Annotated in this window: 14 protein-coding genes; 5 read left to right on the top strand and 9 right to left on the bottom strand. The window is 72.0% G+C overall.

All coding sequences use genetic code 11. The features are described 5' to 3' along the window. The first annotated feature begins 52 nt into the window (after window positions 1-52). The gene (locus ACFS27_RS03530) at window positions 53-1837 is read left to right on the top strand and encodes a glycoside hydrolase family 13 protein (RefSeq protein ID WP_377180406.1); all 1785 of its coding nucleotides are present in this window, start codon (window positions 53-55) and stop codon (window positions 1835-1837) included. A 97-nt stretch (window positions 1838-1934) separates the two neighbouring features. On the opposite strand, the gene ACFS27_RS03535 is transcribed toward ACFS27_RS03530, so the two are convergent. Both ACFS27_RS03535 and ACFS27_RS03540 read right to left on the bottom strand, forming a co-directional pair. Further along, entirely contained in the window at window positions 1935-3197 is a 1263-nt protein-coding gene (locus ACFS27_RS03535; RefSeq protein WP_377180408.1) for an arginine deiminase, read from the bottom strand. A gap of 49 nt (window positions 3198-3246) precedes the next feature. Then, window positions 3247-4683 carry a basic amino acid/polyamine antiporter gene (locus ACFS27_RS03540; RefSeq protein WP_377180410.1) on the bottom strand — a complete coding sequence of 479 codons (1437 nt, stop codon included), beginning with the start codon at window positions 4681-4683 and terminating at the stop codon, window positions 3247-3249. A gap of 214 nt (window positions 4684-4897) precedes the next feature. Between ACFS27_RS03540 and ACFS27_RS03545 the strand changes: the two genes are divergently transcribed. The 3 genes from ACFS27_RS03545 (at window position 4898) to ACFS27_RS03555 (ending at window position 9660) form a co-directional block, all read left to right on the top strand. Next, window positions 4898-6358 carry an alanine/glycine:cation symporter family protein gene (locus tag ACFS27_RS03545; protein WP_377180412.1) on the top strand — a complete coding sequence of 487 codons (1461 nt, stop codon included), beginning with the start codon at window positions 4898-4900 and terminating at the stop codon, window positions 6356-6358. Window positions 6359-6477: 119 nt separating this feature from the next. Then, window positions 6478-7698, top strand: a complete 1221-nt coding sequence (gene dusB / locus ACFS27_RS03550; RefSeq protein ID WP_377180414.1) for a tRNA dihydrouridine synthase DusB — start codon at window positions 6478-6480, stop codon at window positions 7696-7698. A 129-nt stretch (window positions 7699-7827) separates the two neighbouring features. Then, window positions 7828-9660, top strand: a complete 1833-nt coding sequence (locus tag ACFS27_RS03555; RefSeq protein WP_377180416.1) for a serine/threonine-protein kinase — start codon at window positions 7828-7830, stop codon at window positions 9658-9660. A gap of 22 nt (window positions 9661-9682) precedes the next feature. On the opposite strand, the gene ACFS27_RS03560 is transcribed toward ACFS27_RS03555, so the two are convergent. The 4 genes from ACFS27_RS03560 to ACFS27_RS03575 are packed head-to-tail and all read right to left on the bottom strand — an operon-like array spanning window position 9683 to window position 13098. Next, window positions 9683-10288 carry a response regulator transcription factor gene (locus ACFS27_RS03560; protein ID WP_377180418.1) on the bottom strand — a complete coding sequence of 202 codons (606 nt, stop codon included), beginning with the start codon at window positions 10286-10288 and terminating at the stop codon, window positions 9683-9685. Beyond that, complete coding sequence (locus tag ACFS27_RS03565; protein ID WP_377180420.1) at window positions 10285-11514, bottom strand: sensor histidine kinase; 1230 nt, start codon at window positions 11512-11514, stop codon at window positions 10285-10287. The genes ACFS27_RS03560 and ACFS27_RS03565 overlap by 4 nt, the downstream gene beginning before the upstream one ends. A gap of 10 nt (window positions 11515-11524) precedes the next feature. Beyond that, a complete protein-coding gene (locus tag ACFS27_RS03570) occupies window positions 11525-12334 on the bottom strand; it encodes an ABC transporter permease (protein ID WP_377180422.1) in 810 nt (269 codons plus the stop codon). Further along, window positions 12331-13098: an ABC transporter ATP-binding protein gene (locus tag ACFS27_RS03575; RefSeq protein ID WP_377180424.1), complete on the bottom strand. Its 768-nt coding sequence runs from the start codon at window positions 13096-13098 to the stop codon at window positions 12331-12333. The genes ACFS27_RS03570 and ACFS27_RS03575 overlap by 4 nt, the downstream gene beginning before the upstream one ends. 356 nt (window positions 13099-13454) lie before the next feature. Between ACFS27_RS03575 and ACFS27_RS03580 the strand changes: the two genes are divergently transcribed. Beyond that, entirely contained in the window at window positions 13455-14549 is a 1095-nt protein-coding gene (locus tag ACFS27_RS03580) for a helix-turn-helix domain-containing protein (RefSeq protein WP_377180426.1), read from the top strand. An 85-nt stretch (window positions 14550-14634) separates the two neighbouring features. Here the strand turns inward: ACFS27_RS03580 and amaB are convergent, their stop codons facing one another. From amaB to ACFS27_RS03595, 3 genes are read right to left on the bottom strand one after another with little or no spacing between them, the layout of a single operon-like run. Beyond that, window positions 14635-16170 (bottom strand): L-piperidine-6-carboxylate dehydrogenase, encoded by a 1536-nt coding sequence (amaB, locus tag ACFS27_RS03585; RefSeq protein WP_377180428.1) that lies wholly within the window; start codon window positions 16168-16170, stop codon window positions 14635-14637. Then, the gene (hglS, locus tag ACFS27_RS03590) at window positions 16167-17576 is read right to left on the bottom strand and encodes a 2-oxoadipate dioxygenase/decarboxylase (RefSeq protein ID WP_377180430.1); all 1410 of its coding nucleotides are present in this window, start codon (window positions 17574-17576) and stop codon (window positions 16167-16169) included. The genes amaB and hglS overlap by 4 nt, the downstream gene beginning before the upstream one ends. A 16-nt stretch (window positions 17577-17592) precedes the next feature. Further along, complete coding sequence (locus ACFS27_RS03595) at window positions 17593-18810, bottom strand: NAD(P)/FAD-dependent oxidoreductase (protein ID WP_377180432.1); 1218 nt, start codon at window positions 18808-18810, stop codon at window positions 17593-17595. Between the last annotated feature and the right edge of the window lie 150 nt (window positions 18811-18960).

Consider the following 18960-nt stretch of genomic DNA (forward strand, 5'->3'; position numbering starts at 1 on the left):
GCTTGCAGCAAGCGTTACAACCGACATACCCCCGACCACGAGGACGCGACACGTGACACGTACTGCCCCGCTCACCACCGATGACCTCAGCGCCGGAGCCCCCGTCCACACCCCCGCCGGCAGCGGCGAGTGGTGGCGCGACGCGGTGATCTACCAGGTCTACCCGCGCTCCTTCGCGGACGGTGACGGCGACGGGATCGGCGACCTGCCGGGCGTCACCTCCAAGCTGGACCACCTGAAGCAGCTGGGGGTCGACGCCGTCTGGCTGAGCCCGTTCTACCGCTCCCCGCAGAAGGACGCGGGCTACGACGTCGCCGACTACCGCGACATCGACCCGCTGTTCGGCACCCTCGCGGACTTCGACGAGATGCTCGCCGGCGCCCACGAGCGCGGCCTCAAGATCATCGTCGACCTCGTGCCCAACCACTCCTCCGACCAGCACGTCTGGTTCCAGGAGGCGCTGGCCGCCGCCCCCGGTTCGGCGGCGCGCGACCGGTACATGTTCCGCGACGGCCGCGGCCCGGCCGGCGACGAGCCGCCGAACAACTGGCAGTCCATCTTCGGCGGCCCGGCCTGGACGCGGCTGGCTCCTCGCGAGGACGACGCCCCGCTGGGCCCGCAGTGGTACCTGCACCTGTTCGACACCTCGCAGCCGGACCTGAACTGGGAGAACCCGGAGGTCCGCGAGGAGTTCGAGGCGGTGCTGCGGTTCTGGCTCGACCGGGGCGTCGACGGGTTCCGCGTCGACGTCGCGCACGGCATGGTCAAGGCGGAAGGCCTCCCCGACTGGGAGGGCCACGTGTCGATGGTCGAGGGCACCGTCGCTGAGAGCGACGAGCAGGCCACCGACCCGGGCGCCCCCGAGGACGGCTCCACGGGCGCAGGGCACAGCGGCCCGATGTTCGACCAGGACGGCGTGCACGAGATCTACCGCGCCTGGCACCGGGTCCTCGAGGAGTACCCGGGCGACCGCTGCCTGGTGGCCGAGGCGTGGGTGGAGCCGCTGAGCCGGCTGGCCCGCTACGTGCGCCCCGACGAGATGCACCAGGCGTTCAACTTCTCGTTCCTCACGGCCCCGTGGGACGCCGCGCGGATGCGCACCGTCGTCGACGTGTCGTTCAACACGATGGACGCCGTCGGCGCACCGACCACCTGGGTGCTGTCCAACCACGACGTCGTGCGGCACGTCTCGCGCTTCGGCCTGGCCGAGATCGGGGGCCGCCAGCTCAACGGCATCGCGGCGACCGACCCGCAGCCCGACCCGGAGCTCGGCCTGCGCCGCGCCCGCGCCGCGACCCTGCTGATGCTCGGCCTGCCGGGCTCGGCGTACCTGTACCAGGGCGAGGAGCTCGGCCTGCCGGACCACACCGCGCTGCCCGCAGAGGTCCGCCAGGACCCCTCGTTCTTCCGGACCGACGGCGCCGAGCCCGGCCGCGACGGCTGCCGCGTGCCGCTGCCGTGGGTCGGCGGTGCGCCGGGCAACGGGTTCGGCTCCACGGACAAGACCTGGCTGCCGCAGCCGGACGTCTACGCGGAGCTGGCGGCCGACCGGCAGTACGGCGTCGAGGGCTCGACGTTCGAGATGTACCGGAGGGCGCTCGACCTGCGCAGGTCCGAGAAGGTCGGCGGGAGCGCGCTCTCGTGGGTCGACGCCCTTGTCGACTCCCCCGACATCGTCGCCTTCCGCGTCTCCGACGTCGTCGTGGTCGCCAACCTGGGCGCCGAGCCGCTCACGCTGCCTGCCACCGCGGAGGTGCTGGTGGCCTCGGGCGACCTCGACACGGTGCCGGACGCCGTCGCGCTCCCGTCGGACACGACGGTCTGGCTCCGCGCCTGACCCCACCCCGTTGGTTGTGGGCGCGATCTTTGCTGCTAAGAGTCCGTTTTAGGCGCAACGATCCCGCCCACAGCCAAGGGGTCAGACACCCAAGAGGTCAGGTTGCCGGGTCGCGGATGATCGGGCACGTCATGCAGTGGCCGCCGCCCCGGCCGCGGCCGAGCTCCGCGCCGTTGATCTCGATCACCTCGATCCCCGCCTTGCGCAGCAGGTCGTTGGTGGTCGTGTTGCGGTCATAGGTGAACACCACGCCCGGCTCGACGGCGACGGCGTTGTTGCCGCTGTCCCACTGCTGTCGCTCCGACTCGTAGACGTCGCCGCCGGTCTCGATGACCTGCAACGCGCCAAGACCGGTCTCCCTGGCGACGACCTCGAGGAACGTCGCGCTGCCCTCGTCGGTGACGGAGAGGCCGCCGCCGGTGCCCGGCCGCAGCACGAACGGGTGGATGGCCCCGACGATGCGCGGATAGACGGTGACCGTGTCGACGTCGGCGAACGTCATGACGGTGTCGAGGTGCATGGCCGCACGCAGCTTCGGCATGCCCGCGACGATCACCTGCTCGGCCGCGCCTCGCTCGAACAGCGCCTCGGCGACCTGGGTGATCGCCTGCCGTGACGTGCGTTCGCTCATCCCCACCAGCACCGTGCCGTTGCCGACCGGCATCACGTCACCGCCCTCGAGCGTGGCCCGCTGGTGGTCGGTCTCCGGGTCGCCCCACCAGACCGTCGACCCGACGAAGTCCGGGTGGAACTCGTAGACGGCCTTCATCAGCAGCGTCTCGTCGTGCCGCGCCGGCCAGTACAGGGGGTTGAGCGTCACCCCGCCGTACAGCCAGCAGGTCGTGTCGCGGGTGAACAGGGTGTTGGGCACCGGGGCCATCAGGTACTCGCGGGAGTCGGCCGTGTACTCGGCCAGCGACCGGTACGCCGCAGGCAGGTCCGGCACGTCGTGGGTGGCCAGCCCCCCGATCAGGTACTCGGCGAGCTGTTCGGGGACCAGCCCCTCGAGGAACCCGCGGGTCCCGTCGATCAGCCCCGTGCCGACGATCCCCGGGACGATCTTGCGGTCCAGCAACCAGTCCCGCGCCCCGGGCACCTGCACGGTCTCGGCGAGCACGTCGTGCAGCTCGACGACGTCGACGCCGCGGGACCGCAGGTCGGCGACGAACCCTGCGTGGTGCTCGATCGCCTTGTCCACCCAGAGCACGTCGTCGAAGAGCAGGTCGTCCGAGGTCGTGGGGGTGAGCCGCCGGTGCGCCAGCCCCGGCCGGCAGACAAGCACCTTGCGGAGCCGTCCCACCTCTGAGTGCACCCCGTAGGCCGCCGAAGGTGGTGGTGTGTCGCCGCTCTGCATGGTCATGGTGTGCCTTCCTCCCTGTGGGTACCGGCCGCTGGGCGTCGCGGCCGGGTCAGATGGAGATCGCGCCCGTCGCGAGCGCGACGACGCCGGCCAACCCGCCGATCACTGACACGACGAAGATCACCAGCTCGCCCCTGCTGAACACCCGTCTGCCCTGCTCGCGGCGGGTCATCGCGAAGAGGATCGTCGCCGGCGCATAGATCACGAACGACAGCAGCACGAACGTCAGGCCGGCCGCGAACAGCAGGAACGCGGTGTAGAGCACTGCGGCCACCGCGATGACGAGGTCGCGCGTCGTCGGGTTGCCGTGCGCGGGCCCGCCGCGGCCGGCCGCCAGCTTGAGCGCGTACCCGGCGGCGAGCAGGAACGGGATCAGCGAGAGCGCGCTCGTGAGGTCCAGCGCGAAGGTGAACGCGTCGTCGGACACCAGCGTGACGAGGAGCATCACCTGGATCAGGATCGTCGTCAGCAGGAGGGCGGACCGTGGCACGTCGTTCGCGTCCGACCGTGCGAGGAAGCGCGGCATGTCGCCGTCCTTCGCGGCGACGTACAGCACCTCCGAGGACATGAGGGTCCAGGCGAGGTACGCACCGAGGACCGAGACGATCAGCCCGACGCTCACGAACGCGGCGCCCCAGCCGCCCACCGCCGCCTCGAGCACGCCCGCCATCGACGGCTGGCGCAGCTCGGCGAGCTCCTCCATCGGCAGGATGCCGTACGAGACGATCGTGACCGAGGCGAAGATTGCCAGCACCATCAGGAACCCGAGGACCGTGGCCCTGCCGACGTCCTCCCTGCGGCGCGCGTGGCGCGAGTAGACGCTCGCGCCCTCGACGCCCAGGAAGACGAAGACCGTGGCGAGCATGGTGCCCCGGACCTGCTCGAACAGCGGGCCGGTGATCCCGTAGCCCTCGAAGTTGTCCATGAGGACCTGCACGTCCAGCAGGAAGACCGCGATCAGCACGAACGCGATGATCGGCAGCACCTTGGCGACGGTGACGATGCGGTTGATCGTCGCCGCTTCCTTCACGCCGCGGCGGACCAGTAGGTAGAACAGCCAGACGCACACCGTCGACACGGCGAACGCGGCGAGCGTGTCGCCCTCCCCCAGGGCGGGCAGCACCGCACCCACCGTCGACATGATGAGGATCCAGTAGGTGACGTTGCCGACGCACGCGCTGGCCCAGTACCCGAACGCCGAGAAGAAGCCGAGATACTCGCCGAAGCCGGCCTTCGCGTAGGCGTAGACACCCGAGTCGAGGTCGGGCTTGCGCATCGCGAGCCGCTGGAACACGAAGGCCAGCGTCAGCATGCCGGTGCCCGCCACCAGCCAGGAGATCAGCGCGCCGAGCACTCCGGTCTCACCGGCGAACCGGCTCGGGAGCGAGAACACCCCTGCGCCCACCATCGACCCGACGACCATCGCGGTGAGCGTGCCGACGCTGAGCTTTGCCGTGTGCTGCTCCGTGCGGTTCTCAGCCTGCATCGCGAGACCCCCATAGCGATCGGGCGCGTCCGGAACCCCGGTCCACGTGTCCGGTCGCCTCGCGCCCCTCGATGCTCCGGCAGAACAATTACAAACATGCGCAGAGGGGATCGGCAAAAGATGCGGCAGGACCAGGCCGTGCGACGACGGCGCGGACGTCGCAAAGGCTCCGGTTGACCAGGCGGACGGACGGCACCGGCCCCATGCTGGCCTGATGGAAATGCTCGACGCCTGGGTCCTCTCTGCCGGTGACATCCTCTGGACCAGGGCCGTACTCCCCGTGCTCGCGGTCCTCGGGCTCTGGTTCACGATCCGGAGCAGGGTGGTCCAGCTCCGGCTCCTCCCGGAGATGTTCCGCACCCTGACCGACAAGACGCCCCAGGACGCCGACGGGAGACCGCAGTCGCTGTCGGCGTTCCAGGCGTTCACCGTCTCCGCGGCGTCCCGCGTCGGCGTCGGCAACATCGCAGGGGTCGGTACCGCCATCGCCCTCGGCGGGCCAGGGGCGGTGTTCTGGATGTGGCTCATGGCGTTCGTCGGCGGCGCGTCGTCGTTCGTCGAGTCCACGCTCGGCCAGCTCTTCAAGGTCCGCGACGCCGACGGCTTCCGCGGCGGCCCCGCCTACTACATGCAGCACGGGCTCGGGGCCCGGTGGATGGGCATCCTGTTCGCCGTCATCCTCATCGTCTGCTTCCCGTTCGCGTTCTCGTCGCTGCAGGCCAACACGATCGCGGCGACGCTCGACGCCGCCGTCGGCGAGGGCTCCGCCGGCGGCGCGGTGCCCTGGGTCGTCGCGGTGGTGCTGGCTGTGCTGTCCGGCCTCGTCGTGTTCGGCGGTGTGCGGCGGATCGCCCAGGTGACCCAGGCGGTGGTGCCGACGATGGCGCTGCTGTACCTCGCGGTCGGGATCGTCATCGTCGCCCTGAACGTCGAGCGGGTTCCCGAGGTGACCGCACTGATCTTCACCGAGGCCTTCGGCGCACAGGAGGTCTTCGGCGGCGCTGTCGGCACGGTCATCCTGCAGGGCGTGAAGCGCGGGATGTTCTCGAACGAGGCCGGTCTGGGTTCCGCGCCGAACGCGGGCGCGAGCGCCGCGGTGACCCACCCCGTGAAGCAGGGCCTGGTCCAGACGCTCGGCGTCTACTTCGACACCTTCCTCGTCTGCTCGATCACCGCGTTCATCATCCTGGTCTCCACCCCTGACCTGGCCGGCGCCGCCGCTGGGATCGGCCTCACCCAGGCGGCGCTCGCCACGAACCTCGGCTCCTGGTCGACCTGGCTGCTCGCGGTGATCATCTTCCTGCTCGCCTTCAGCTCGATCCTCGGGAACTACTACTACGGCGAGTCCAACATCGAGTTCATCACCAGCTCGCCCACGGTCCTGACCGGGTACCGCACGCTCGTCGTCGTGGCCGTCTTCGCGGGGTCGGTGCTTGACTCCGCCCTGATCTGGAACACGGCCGACGGGATCATGGGCCTGATGGCGCTGGTGAATCTCGTGGCCATCGCGCTGCTCTCCGGCATCGCGTTCCGGCTGCTGCGCGACTACTCGCGCCAGCGGCGGGCCGGCCGCGACCCGGTGTTCACCAGGGACCTGCTGCCCGACGTCGGCGGCGTCCAGTGCTGGGAGGACGAGCAGTCGGTCACGGGGCAGGTCCCGGCCGTCCGCGACTGACGCGCCGTCGGCTCACCGTTCCGGCAACAGGGCCTCGCACGAGGGCGCGGAGAGCAACGGCGGACGTGAACGTCGCCACACGCCGTCACCAGACGCGACACAGATGGAAGAATGGGGCCGTGACCACCGCCCTCGACACCGCTCTCCACCCCGCCCCGCCTGCGCCGACGGCTCCCCTGCTCAAGCCGTTGCAGATCGGCCCCATCACCGTCGCCACGCCGGTGGTGCTCGCTCCCATGGCCGGGGTGACCAACCGTGCGTTCCGCACGCTGTGCCGCGAGGCAGGGCGCGCGGCCGGGTTCGACCCGGGCCTGTACGTCGCCGAGATGGTCACCAGCCGGGCGCTCGTGGAGCGCAACGTCGAGGCGCTGCGGATCGTGACGTTCGGCGAGGACGAGACACCGCGCTCGGCCCAGGTGTACGGCGTGGACCCGGCCACGGTGGGCGCCGCCGTGAAGATCATCGCCGGCGAGGACCGCGCCGACCACGTCGACCTCAACTTCGGCTGCCCGGTACCCAAGGTGACCCGCAAGGGTGGTGGCGCCGCGCTGCCCTGGAAGAAGCAGCTGTTCACGGACATCGTGAAGGCGGCGGTCGACGCCGCCGCGCCGTACGGCGTGCCCGTCACGATCAAGATGCGCAAGGGGATCGACGACGACCACCTGACCTACCTCGAGGCCGGCCGGATCGCGGAGTCGCTCGGTGTCGCCGCCGTCGCGCTGCACGCCCGCACCGCCGCCGAGCACTACTCCGGTCAGGCGGAGTGGGAGGCCATCGCCCGCCTCAAGGAGGCCGTGCGCACCGTTCCGGTGCTCGGCAACGGCGACATCTGGTCCGCCGAGGACGCCCTGCGCATGGTCGAGCAGACGGGCGCCGACGGCGTCGTCGTCGGCAGGGGCTGCCAGGGCCGCCCCTGGCTGTTCACCGACCTGGCCGCCGCGTTCAACGGCTCGGACCTGAGGGTCCGCCCGGGCCTGCGCGAGGTCGCGGACGCGATCTACCGGCACGGCAGGCTCATGGTCGACTACTTCGACGGCGACGAGGGCAAGGGCATGCGTGACCTGCGCAAGCACATGGCCTGGTATCTCAAGGGGTACGCGGTCGGCGGCGAGAAGCGGCACGAGCTCGCCCTCATCAACACCCTGGCCGAGCTGCGCGAGCGGCTCGATGGCCTCGACCTGGACGCGCCGTACCCCGGGGACGACGCAGAGGGCCCGCGCGGCCGTGCCGGTTCGCCCAAGACGCCGCACCTGCCGTACGGCTGGCTCGACTCCCGCGACCTGTCCGAGGAGTTCGAGGCCAAGCTGCGCGAGGCCGAGCTGAGCGTCAGCGGCGGCTGACGAAGGGTGCAGCGCAGGGTACGGGACCAGGACCCGCGTCAGGTCCGATACGCTCCTTCCGCCGTCCGGCGAGCGCGCCGATCGGCTGGCTCTCCCTGAGTGAGCCCATCCGACCCGAGGGAGTTCTCCGTGCTGTCCGACGTGGCGCGACATGTCCGCACACCAGAGATCGCACCACCCACCGCCGACGACCCGCCGGAGCTCGGCGGCTACGAGATCCGCGGCAGGCTGGGCCATGGCGGCATGGGCGTGGTGTACCTCGGGGCCACCCGGAGCGGTCGTCTGCTCGCCATCAAGGTGATCCACCCGGAACGCACCGACGATCGCGAGTTCCGGGCGCGCTTCCGCCGCGAGGTGTCGGCCGCGACGAAGGTGCGCAGCCGCCGCATGGCGGCCGTCGTCGACTTCGACGTCGACGCACCCATGCCCTGGCTGGCCACCGAGTTCGTGCCGGGACCCACCCTGGCGCAGGCCATCGCCGAGGTGGGGAGCCTGCCCCAGGAGGCGGTCCGCGAGCTCGTGGCCGGTCTGTCCGAGGCGCTCGACGCGGTCCATCGGGAAGGGCTCGTCCACCGCGACGTCAAGCCCGCCAACGTGCTGCTCGGCCCCGACGGGCCGGTGCTGATCGACATGGGCATCGTCTCCGACTCGGATGCCACGTCGTTGACCACCACGGGCATGCAGCCGGGTACGCCCCAGTTCATGTCGCCCGAGCAGGCCAGGGGCGAGACGGTCACCTCCGCCACCGACGTGTGGTCGCTCGGCGCCGTCACCCACCTCGCGGCGGCCGGGTCGCCGCCGTTCGGGACAGGCAGCCTCGCGACGGTCACCTACCGGATCGTGCACGAGACGCCGGCCCTCGACGCCCTGCCGGCAGGGCTGCGTGGCCTGGTCGGCGCCTGCCTGGCCAAGGACCCCGCCGGGCGTCCGACGGCGGCGGCGGTGCTCGCGTCGCTCGCCGATCCGCCGTACACCCAGCCCACCGGCACCGGTACCGGCCCTGCCTTCCCCGGAATGTCGGACGAGGACACGGTGCTGCGCGCAGAGCCGTCGTCGGCCGCCACGACCGTGCCGGAACGACCGGCGGTGCCCGCACCGTCGGACCGGATACGCCGCAGGGTGCTGACCGGTCTGGTCGCGACGGGCCTGGTGCTGGCCGGCGGCGGCGGCGCGGCGGCGGTCGTGCACTTCCTGGCTCCCGACGACACTCCTGCGGCGCTCGCCACGCCCCAGGGCGAGGTGTCGGCGTCGGCCGAGCCGTCCGGCAGGCCCAGCCCGAGCCCGTCCCCGAAGAAGCCCAAGGCGAAGCCGTCGGCGACCCCCGCACCGGTCGGCACGCCCGTCGCCGAGCCGGATGCCACGCCGGCCGGTGAGCAGGACGCGGGCCCGGCGCGGTTCCAGCCGGGCGCCGTGACGATCCCGGCCCAGGTCCAGGTGGGCCAGAAGATCACCGCGGAAGCGACTGGCTGGACCCCGAAGCCGGACACCACCGCATGCCTGTGGAGCATCGGCGGCGAGGAGCGGGACAACCTCGGGTCGTGCACCTACACCGTCGCGCTCGACGACGTCGGCAAGGCCGTCCAGGTCAGGCTGACCGCGGCCCGCACTGGGTACGCCGAGGCCGAGGCGCTCTCCGACCCCACCGACACGGTGCCGCAGCCGTCGGTGCCGCAGCCGGACTGCTCGATCCGCCTGAGCCCCGGCAAGGTGAACTCCGGGTGGTTCGCCCACTGCGACGTCGACCAGGACCCCAACGTCACCTACACGTGGGCCTGGTACGACATCGACAACGGCGAGACCATCAAGTGGGCGGAGTACACGCCCGGCCCGCGGATCTGGATCGGGGGCGGCCGTGCCGGCCACCAGGCCAGAGTGACGGTGACGGCGGAGCGGGAAGGCTACCGTCCCGCCGAGTTCGGCACGAACTTCACCCTGCCGGGCGAATGGGTCCCGGCCGGCTGACCCCGCCCACCGCGGCCGCGCCTCACAGCCAGCCGTTCTCCTGAGCGATCCGCACGGCCTCGGCCCGCGTCCGTGCGCCGGACTTCCCCATCGCCGAGGACAGATAGTTGCGCACGGTGCCCTCCGACAGGTGGGCCTCGGCCGCAACGTGCGCGACGGTCCCCCCGTCGGCCGCGAGCACCAGCACGCGCGCCTCCTGCTCGGTGAGCGGGCTGGAACCGACCGCGAGCGACGCCACCGCCAGGTCCGGATCCACGACGCGCAGCCCGGAGTGCACGCGGCGCACGGCATCGGCCAGCTGCCCTGAGGGCGTGTCCTTGACCACGAACCCGCTCGCCCCCGCGTCCAGCGCCCTGCGCAGGTAGCCGGGCCGCCCGAAGGTCGTCACGATCAACGACCGACAACCCGGCACCTCCGTCGCGAGGGCGGCAGCCGTGGCGATCCCGTCCAGGCCTGGCATCTCGACGTCGAGCAGCGCGACGTCGACCCGCGCCTCGCGCGCTGCGGGGACCACCTCGTCGCCGCGGCCCACCTGCGCCACGACCTCCAGGTCCGACTCCAGGTCGAGCAGTGCGGCGAGCGCGCCGCGCACGAGCGCCTGGTCGTCGGCAAGCAGCAGCCGGATCATGCGAGCTCCTTTCCGTCGGGCAGATCGCCGTCGTGCACGGCGTCGTCAGGCACTGCCGCGGCAGGCTCGTGCACCGCGAGCCGCAGGCCGCCCAGCGGGCTCGGCCCGGTCTCGACCACGAGCCCGACAGCCTCGGCCCGGTCAGTCAGCCCAGGCAGCCCGTTCCCGCCCCCGTCGGACGACGCCGCCCGGTCCGGGGGCAGACCACGCCCGTCGTCGTCGACCACGAGCGAAGTGGGCGTCAGCCTGACCACCACGCGTCGCGCGGCCGCGTGCCTCAGCACGTTGGTGGTGCCCTCCCGCAGCGCCCAGGCGAAGACGGCGCGGTAGGGCTCGGCGACCTCGTCCACAGCGCCGGGCAGGTCGGCGTCGATCCCGGCGGCGTCGAAGGCAGACCGGGCAGCGGCGAGCTCGCCGGCCAGGGTAAGCCGGCGCGTGCCTGCCACCAGCCCCCGCATGTCGGCGAGCGCCGAGCGGGCGAGCGTCTGGATCTCGCTGAGCTCGGCCTCGGCGCGCTGCGTTTCCGGCGCGGACGCGGGAGCGCCGTCCGGCCCGTGCCCGCTGCGCAGGAGGCGCGCGGCCAGCTCCCCCTTCACGGACACGACGGTCAGGGAATGGCCGAGGATGTCGTGCATGTCGCGGGAGATCCGGTCTCGCTCCTGGGCGACGGCGAGCGCTGCGACCTCTTCCTGTGCCCGGTGCAGGCTGCGGTTGCGTTCGGCTGCCCGGCGGAAGCTGAACATGGCGACGCTCGCGAGCAGGGCGGTCAGCACCAGTCCGTCGTCTGGCTGCCAACCGGGAACCATGCGAGGGAGTGCCAGCAGGGCGAGGACGAGGACGGCCACGACGACGAGGCCGAGCCGTGCGGACGCGAACATCATCACCGTGGCGCAGACGAGCACGAGGCCGGCGAGGCCCTGCTGCCCGGCGGCGAGCGTGATCAGCGCGACGCACGCGAGCTCGGCGGCGACGAGCAGCATGGCTGTCCGCTGCGTCGGGGCCCTGCCAGCCCAGTGCCGGACGAACGACCAGGCGAACAGTGCCGCGAGCCCCGCGACGCCGGCCACGCCGAGCAGGCGCATCGGGATCGTCGCGGCGCCTGCCGCTTCCTGCAGCGGTGCGGCGAGGAAGATGACCCAGATCACGGCCAGCAGGGGGCCGAGCCAGGCCCGCCTCGGCGCCCGGTTCCCTGGCCGCCCGCCCGGGGGTTCCTGTTGCGTCGTCACGCGGTCATCCTCACACCCGGGCCGTGTCCTTGCGGAACCGCCAGACCGCGCCGGCGAAGAAGATCACGGCCCAGGCCACCACGTTGATCACGGCGACGGCCTCGAAGGACGCACCGCCGAGCGGCGCGCGGGCGAGCTCGGCGAGCCCGTAGGTCGGCATCACCCGGGAGACGTCGCCGAACACGGTGCCGTCGCTGAACGGCAGGAACAGACCGCCGGCGAACGAGAGCACCGTCAGCACGGGGCCGAGCACCTTGACCACGCTCTCCGTGGGTAGGAGGTAGCCGAGGAACAGGCCGAACGCGGCGAAGACGAGCGAGCCGCTCCAGGCGATGAGCGCGCACAGGACCCAGGCGGACGCGGGCAGCTGCGCGCCGCCGAAGGCCCCGACAACGAATGTGAGGAGCACGGAGACGGCTCCGATCGCCATCGAGGCCAGCACCTTGACCAGCACGTAGGCCCACGGCTCGAGGGGCGTGAGGCGCAGCTGCCTTGTCCAGCCCTGAGCGCGTTCCACGGCGACGCTTGCCCCGCCCGACGTCGCCGTCAGCAGCGCGCCGTACAACGCGATGGACACCAGGAGGGAAGCCATGAGGTTCGTCTCCGGACCGACCTGGCTGGTCCCGTCGTCGGCCGAGGCGCCGACCCCCAGGAAGACGGCGGGCGGGAGCGCGAGCGAGAACACCAGGGTGCGGCGGTCACGCAGCGTGCGGCGCAGCTCGACCCGCAGGTAGGTGCGGAGGATGGCGGCGCGTGCGGTCGAGCGGATGGCGCTGCCCGACGCCGGCCGGGTCGTCCCTGGCAGGGGTGTTGCGGTCATCGGCCGGCTCCTTCGGTGGTCGTCGAGGCGGTCGCGGGGTCCGTGGTGAGGGCGAGGAAGACGTCCTCGAGGTTCCGGGACGCCGCCAGCGCCTTGACCTCGGCCACCGGGCCGTCGGCGACCACGCGGCCGTGGCTGACCAGAACGATCCGGTCCGCGTGAGCGTCCGCCTCCTCCAGGTAGTGCGTGGCGAACACGACGGTGCGCCCGGCCTCGGCGTCGTGCCGGATCGCGGTCCAGAACTCGCGACGTCCCCGGACGTCCATGCCCGTGGTGGGCTCGTCGAGCAGCAGGAGGTCGGGGTCGGACACCAGCGCCATGGCGAACCGGAGGCGCTGCTGCTGGCCGCCGGAGCACGTGCCGACCTTCTGGTCGGCGAGGTGGGCGATCCCTGCGCGCTCGAGGAAGGGAACGGGAGAGGTGGTCCGGCCGAACAGTGCGGCGGTCAGCTCCACCGTCTCGCGGACGGTGAGGTCGCGCAGGAGTCCGCCGGTCTGCAGTGCCGCCGCCACCTGGCCGTCCGCGATGGCGCGGGCCGGCTTCTTGCCGAACACCCGGACCGTTCCAGAGGTCGGCACCGTCAGGCCGAGCACCAGGTCGAGGGTGGTGGTCTTGCCGGCGCCGTTCGGGCCGAGGAAGGCCACCACCTCACCGGGCCGAACCACCAGGTCGAGCCCGCCGACGGCGCGAACCACGCCGTCGGTGCCGCGGAACTCCTTGACGAGTCCCGTCGCTTCGATCGCTGGGGCAGTTGTCGATGTCATGCCCTCACTCTGCTGCGGGGTCGCCGCCTGGCCCGCTGCCGGGTGTCACGAGGTCCGCATGACATCCGTCATCTCGCCCCCGGGCCGAACTCACCCACGATCGGTTGACTCGATCTCCTGCGTAAAGAGCACAAAGGGCCCAACATGGTCCAAGATCAGCCTTGCACCACAACGGCGGCCGAGATCCGATCACGCGCCCCACCCAGCCTCACCCACCCGTACCGACGGAAAGGCATACACCCATCATGGCATCGGAGAAACGCCCTCGACGCGTTCCTGCGGTCATCGCCGATATACGCAGAAACCCAGGTTTCTTCCTGGGGGCCTTCGGGCTCTCGGCCTGGGCCTACATCGGCATGTCACACACCATCGCCGCCTATGAGGGGCCCGAGCTCGGCTACGCGCTCGGTGTCGCCTACGAGGCACTGGTGATCGGCCTGGCCTGGGAGGGAAGGCGCCGAGCCGACCGAGCTCTCGAGAGCGGCCGTCCGCCGTCCGGTCACGGACGCTGGCTCGGCGGCGCGATCATCGTCGGCGTCCTGTCCGGCGCGCTCGCCGCCTGGCACGGCTGGCTGCTCGGTGAGGGCATCTTCGCCGCGTCTCGCGCCGTCGCCCCCGTCCTGGCCGCCGTGGCGGTACACCTGTTCTTCCAGTCGGCGTCGAGCGCGCGCAACCTCGATCGGCTGGCCACGATCGAGACCGACCGCGAGACGGCCGTGCTGGACATGCTCGACGCGGTGCGCCTCGCGCAGATCGCTCCCGAGGACGAGCGTGACGCCCGCATCGCCGACGTGAATGCCGCGGTGACCCGCGTCCACCGCCACGTGCCGGCCGGCGTCACCGCTGAGGTGACCCGCCCGCACCTGGAGTCGGAGCGCACGATCCGCGACGTCGTCCAGGAGGCCGCGGCGTTGGCCGGCGAGTGGATGCCCGATCAGAGCGAGCTCGAGCGGACCGCGTCCGACCGCGCGCTGACCCGCGTGCACCTGCCAGAGCTGACCCTTCCCGCCGGCGTCCAGCTCGGCCTGACCGTGACCGACGGGGGCGAGCAGGACAGGTCCGCGCGCGACGAGCCGGCTCTGACCAACAGCTCCGAGCAGGAGCAGGCCGCCGCGCCGGCGCCCGTGCCGGCCGGGTCCGAGCCCGCCCTGACCGGAGAGATCGAGCGCGTGCAGCTGGAACGCAAGTACGCGCCCGTGAAGCCGGCCACGGACTGGGACACGCGCCCCAGCACCGGGACGACGCCAGCGGTCACCAGCGCCGCGCCGGCGCTCACCACGCACCAGATCAGCGAGATCCGCGTGCTCAGGTGGGAGCAGAACCTCTCGCTCGAAGAGGTCGCGGAGCGGGTCGGGGTCCCGGTCAGCGCCGTGAACAGGTACGCACCGAGCACCGACGTGCCGACCACCGAGACCGGCTCGGTGATGGCGGTCCCGGCAGGCCTCTCCTGACTCGCCCCTGCTGGTCGAGCCCGTCCTGCCCGGTGGCAGGACAGGCTCGGCCGGCGGTGGCCCGGTCAGGCTCTGTCAGGGTCTGTCAGCCGAAGTTGACGCCCTGGGCCAGCGGCAGCTCGGTGGAGTAGTTCACCGTGTTCGTCGCGCGGCGCATGTACTGCTTCCAGGCGTCCGAGCCGGACTCGCGCCCGCCGCCCGTCGACTTCTCGCCGCCGAACGCGCCGCCGATCTCGGCACCGGAGGTGCCGATGTTGACGTTCACGATGCCGCAGTCGGAACCGACCTCCGACATGAAGCTCTCGGCCTCACGCACGTCCAGCGTGAAGATCGCGGACGACAGGCCCTGTGGCACGTCGTTGTGGACCGCGATGGCCTCAGAGAGCTCCGAGTAGGTCAGCACGTACAGGATCGGCGCGAACGTCTCGCGCTTCACGACGTCGGCCTGCGCCGGCATCCGCACGATGGCCGGCTGGACGTACGCCGCGTCCTCGGCGCCAGGCACCGTCACCGTGGTGCCGCCCACGACGAGCTCACCGCCCGCTGCCACCGCTTCTTCGACGGCGGCGAGCATGCGGTCGCGCGCGCCGGCGTCGACCAGCGGGCCCACCAGCGTGCCCTCGGCACGCGGGTCGCCGATCGGCAGCCCGGTGTAGACCTTGGCGAGCCGGGCCACGACGTCGTCAACGATCGACTCGTGCACGATCAGGCGGCGCAGCGACGTACAGCGCTGCCCCGCCGTGCCCGCTGCGGCGAACACGGTGCCGCGCACCGCGAGGTCGAGGTCCGCCGACGGCGCGACGACGGCCGCGTTGTTGCCGCCCAGCTCCAGCAGGTACCGGCCGCCACGCGCGGCGACGACGGGTGCGACCTGCTGGCCCATCCGCTCCGAGCCGGTCGCTGAGACGAGCGCCACGCGCGGGTCGGCCACCAGGGCCTCGCCCGCCTCGCGGTCCCCGAGGAGCAGCTGCGAGACTCCGGCGGGGAAGCCGGCCTCGGCGAGCGCCCGGTCGAGCAGCGCGGACGCCCCGACGGCGGAGAGCAGGGTCTTCTCGCTCGGCTTCCACACCACCGTGTCACCGCAGACGAGCGCGACCGCCGTGTTCCAGGACCAGACCGCGACCGGGAAGTTGAACGCGCTGATCACGCCGACGACGCCCATCGGGTGCCACGTCTCCATGAGGCGGTGGCCCGGGCGCTCTGACGGCATGGTGCGGCCGCCGACCTGCCGCGACAGCCCGACGGCGTAGTCGCAGATGTCGATCATCTCCTGGACCTCGCCAAGGGCCTCGCTGGTGACCTTCCCCGCCTCGATGGTGACGAGCTCGGCCAGGTCGGCCTTGTGCTCGGTGAGCAGCTCGCCCAGGCGCTTGACGACCTGTCCGCGCACGGGCGCGGGCACCGAACGCCACGTCGTGAAGGCCTCCGCGGCCTGCCCGACGACGGTGGCCGCCTCCGCCGCACCGGCGCGCCGGAGCTCCAGGAGCGACTGCCCGGACAGGGGCGAGACGACGGCAAGGCCGGTCCCGGTGGGGACGGTGGCACCCAGCCGCTCCAGGGCGGCGAGGGCGGCGTCCCGCAGCTCGGTCGTCAGCGGGGTGTGGGTGGTGGTGCTGGTCATCGCGATGCTCCCGTTGTGCGGTTGGGCGTGGTGAGGGTGGCCGGGTCGACGCCGAGGGTCTCGGCGGCGCCGGCGAGCGACCTGTCCACCTGGTCGGCGTACAGGTCGAAGGGGTCGAACAGAGCGCGGCCGAGCGCGCCGGCCATCCAGTCGGCGTCCCGGTCCGTGCCCTCCTGGCTGACGTCCTTGGCGCCGTCGGAGGTCAGGTTCGACTGGAAGATGCCGGCAGCGGAGCGGGGCAGGAAGTCCTCGTAGACGACGGGCTCGCGAGCGACGCCGGAGCCGTCCGGACCCACCTCGTAGGTGAACCAGCCCAGGCCCTGATCGGCGAGCGCCGTCTCCGTGGTGGGGAAGGTCTGCTGCCAGACGTCGCGGGCGAGCTCCTGGCGCTGCGCCTCCGTGAAGCCGGGGTCCTCCACGCGGGCGGCCGCCGCTGCCTCGTCGATCTGGACCACCGCGGCGTCGTAGGCCGCCCGGCCCTCGCGGGTGAGCGCGATACCGCGGGCCTCGACCTCGCCGAACCGCACGCGCAGCGAGTCGTGCACGACCTCGCCGTCGGCGGTGCGGAACGTTCGCGGCTCGGCCAGCGCGCGGAACGACGTCTGGCGCAGCAGCACGTCAGGGCCGGCCCAGCGGGGCGGACCCTGGACGGCGTCGATCATGGTGATCCCGCGCGCCTCCATGCGGGCGTACAGGTCGTCGATGTCGAGCACGCGGGGCGTGAGGTGGTTGATGTGCGTCGAGGCGATACCGCCGATGTCGGCCGCGACGGCGCTCACCGCCTCCAGCTCGCGGTACCAGGCCTGGTCCACCGGCTCGTCGGACAGCTCGAACGCCTCGGTCGCCAGGCGCAGGAACTCCGCTGCCTCGTTCTCGGGCAGGCCTCCGTCGGCCTCGGCCCGGTCGGCGAGCGCCAGCAGCTCCGGGCCGAACAGCGTGCGTGCGCCGAGGAAGCTCTCCAGGCGGCGCTCGAGGTCCGCGGTGAAGAACCGGCGGTCCGCCGTGACGAGCATCGACGTGAAGACCCGGAAGGGGTTGCGGGCCAGCTCAGCGCGCTCGATCGGGCGGAACGCCGTCGAGATCACGGGGACCGCGCTGGACGACGCGTCGCGCAGGTCGTAGAACCCGACCGGGAACATGCCCATCGCGCCGAAGATCCTGGCGACCTGCGACATCTCCGTCGGCGTGCCCACCCGGATGGCGCCGTGCCGCTCCGCGGTGACGCGCGCGATGGACCCGAGCCGCTCCGCCTCCGCTCCGTGCTGGGCCACGAAGTCGGCGTTGACCTCGTGCGACACGTCGAGCAGCGTGGTGTAGGCGGGCACCTCCTTCCCGTACATGTCCGAGAGGCTGCGTGCGAACGCTGCCCTCAGCTGCCAGGGCTCGAGGAACGTCGGTGCCGACATCGATCTCTCCTGTTCGTCAGATGATGTTCGCCTCAGGGCCCCGTCGCCCTGGGCTTGTGGTGGTCTTGTCCGCGGCGGGTCGGGCGAACCGGTCCGCGCTGAACCCGGACACGTCGATCCGGGGCGTGCGGCCCGCATAGAGGTCGCGCACCGCTTCGCCGACGGCGGGCGCCTGCAGGAACCCGTGGCCGGAGAATCCTGCGGCGTACAGGACGCGTCCTGGCACGCCGGTGGCTTCGCCGATCAGCGCGTTGTGGTCCGGCGTCATCTCGTAGAGCCCTGCCCAGCCGCGAGCGACGGGCACGTCCACGAGGTCGGGGGCGCAGGCCCCGAGCGCCCCGCGCAGCAGCGGCAGCCAGGCCGGGTCGTAGGTGCGCTCGAACGCGATGGGGGTAGCGGGGTCGGCGATGCCGAGCAGCAGGCCGTCGGGCGCCGCGTTGTGGAAGTAGAACGTGGTGCCGTAGTCGATGGTGAACGGGACGCGCAGCGGTGCGGGGTCCAGCGCAGGGGTGAAGCCGATCTGCCGCCGGTACGGGTCGACGGGCAGGTCGAGTCCTGCCTTGGTCGCCAGGTCCCTCGTCCACGCGCCGGCGCACAGCACGACGGCGCCCGTGCGCACCCGGCCCTGGCTGGTCCAGACGGCGACGACGGCGTCGTCCCTCGTCTCGACGTCCGTGGCGGTGACGTGCGTGCGGACGGTCCCGCCGAGGCGCTCGACGCCCTCCGCGTACCCCTCGACGACGGCGCGCGGGTAGGCGAACCCGTCACGCGCGGCGTAGGCCGCCCCTGCGTAGCGGTCGACGTCGACGTACGGGTTGAGCCGGCGGACCGCGTCGGGGTCGAGCATGCGGCTCGCCACCCCGTGCTCGTTCTGCATGGCCACCGACTGCTCGAACAGCGTGACGTCGTCGGCGTCCGGCAGGAGGAACAGGTAGCCGGGCTGCTGCAGCCCGATGTCCGCGCCGGGGCGGTTCGCGAAGTTCTCGTACAGCTCGAGGCTGCGGTTGCCGAGGTCGACGTTCGCCGGGTCGGAGAACTGCGCCCGCACTCCCCCGATGGGCTTGCCAGAGCTGCCGGACGCGAGCTCGTCGGCCTCGAGGAGCAGCACGTCGACGCCGTCCTCGGCGAGGTGGAACGCCACCGACGCACCGATCGCGCCGCCGCCGACCACCACCACCTCAGCCCGCGCGGGGAGCCTGCCCCGCCGGTTCGCGGGGTGCCGTGCTGAGGTCATGCACGCATCCTGCCATGCGCTCCTGCGAATGCGGACACCCACCGGAACTCTTCCTGCGAAGCCGGGCAGCCTCCGGGGAAACAGGTAGTCAGCGGAGCAAGTTGCGCGGAGTAGACACTGTCCACCCACCGCAACACACCCCGCCCGGGT

The sequence above is a fragment of the Promicromonospora vindobonensis genome, assembly GCF_042685865.1.
Classification (GTDB): Bacteria; Actinomycetota; Actinomycetes; order Actinomycetales; family Cellulomonadaceae; genus Promicromonospora; species Promicromonospora vindobonensis.

Coding starts and splice junctions, on each gene's coding strand:
- ACFS27_RS03535 (WP_377180408.1), bottom strand. CDS start 3,197: ATGACCATGCAGAGCGGCGACACACCACCACCTTCGGCGGCCTACGGG.
- ACFS27_RS03540 (WP_377180410.1), bottom strand. CDS start 4,683: ATGCAGGCTGAGAACCGCACGGAGCAGCACACGGCAAAGCTCAGCGTC.
- ACFS27_RS03545 (WP_377180412.1), top strand. CDS start 4,898: ATGGAAATGCTCGACGCCTGGGTCCTCTCTGCCGGTGACATCCTCTGG.
- ACFS27_RS03560 (WP_377180418.1), bottom strand. CDS start 10,288: ATGATCCGGCTGCTGCTTGCCGACGACCAGGCGCTCGTGCGCGGCGCG.
- ACFS27_RS03570 (WP_377180422.1), bottom strand. CDS start 12,334: ATGACCGCAACACCCCTGCCAGGGACGACCCGGCCGGCGTCGGGCAGC.
- ACFS27_RS03575 (WP_377180424.1), bottom strand. CDS start 13,098: ATGACATCGACAACTGCCCCAGCGATCGAAGCGACGGGACTCGTCAAG.
- ACFS27_RS03580 (WP_377180426.1), top strand. CDS start 13,455: ATGTCACACACCATCGCCGCCTATGAGGGGCCCGAGCTCGGCTACGCG.
- amaB (WP_377180428.1), bottom strand. CDS start 16,170: ATGACCAGCACCACCACCCACACCCCGCTGACGACCGAGCTGCGGGAC.
- hglS (WP_377180430.1), bottom strand. CDS start 17,576: ATGTCGGCACCGACGTTCCTCGAGCCCTGGCAGCTGAGGGCAGCGTTC.
- ACFS27_RS03595 (WP_377180432.1), bottom strand. CDS start 18,810: ATGACCTCAGCACGGCACCCCGCGAACCGGCGGGGCAGGCTCCCCGCG.